The organism is Amycolatopsis sp. cmx-11-12 (assembly GCF_046269425.1).
Taxonomy (GTDB): Bacteria; Actinomycetota; Actinomycetes; order Mycobacteriales; family Pseudonocardiaceae; genus Amycolatopsis.
This window is the reverse complement of sequence record NZ_JADNQM010000108.1, coordinates 1-933: the sequence shown is the minus strand read 5'-3', so window position 1 is coordinate 933 and position 933 is coordinate 1. Positions and strand designations below refer to the sequence as shown.

1 rRNA gene is annotated in these 933 nt (G+C 32.7%); it reads right to left on the bottom strand.

Features of this window, described 5'->3' with window-relative positions:
• Window positions 1–933 (bottom strand): 23S ribosomal RNA (locus tag ACLARN_RS44130); the annotation flags it as partial.

Below are 933 nucleotides of genomic sequence, written 5' to 3'. Positions count from 1 at the left end.
TATAAATCAACGATTCCTCTCATACTAAATTAAATTACTATCGCAACACGATCATCAATAAAATAAAACTAACCTATCTCACGACGATCTAAACCCAACTCACATTCCCTATTAATAAATAAACAATCCAACACTTAATAAATTCTACTTCACAATAATAAAAAAAACCGACATCGAAAAATCAAAAAACAACATCGCTATAAACGCTTAACTACCACAAACCAATTATCCCTATAATAACTTTTCTGACACCTCTAACTTCAAACTCCGAAAATCTAAAAAATCGATAAACCACGCTTTCACGATTCGTATTCGTACTGAAAATCAAAATCAAACGAACTTTTACCCTTTTATTCCACACGAAATTTCTATTCTCGTTAAACTCATCTTAAAACACCTACGTTATCTTTTAACAAATATACCGCCCCAACCAAACTCCCCACCTAACAATATCTTCCACCCGAATCGACCCAACAAAACTAAACCTTAAAACCAAAAAAAAAAACAATACCCCACTTCCGACTCACGAAATAAATAAAATAACATTAAAAATAATAATATTTCACTTACGCCCGAAAACTCCCACTTATCCTACACCTCTCAAATCATTTCACAAAATCGAACTAAAATCAAACTCAACAGAATCTTCTTTCCCCGCTAATTCCGCCAAACCCGTTCCCTTAACTGTAATTTCGCTGAATAATAAACAGAAACAATAAAAATCTCGTTAATCCATTCATACGCGTCACTAATTAAATAACGAAACATTTAACTACCTTAAAAAAATCATAATTACTCCCGCCGTTTACCCGCGCTTAATTAAATTTCTTCACTTTAACATTCAGAACACTGAACAGAAATCACATTACGTCAGCATCCGCAAAAACCATCGCAATACTTTATTTTAATTAAACAATCAAATTCCCCTTATCC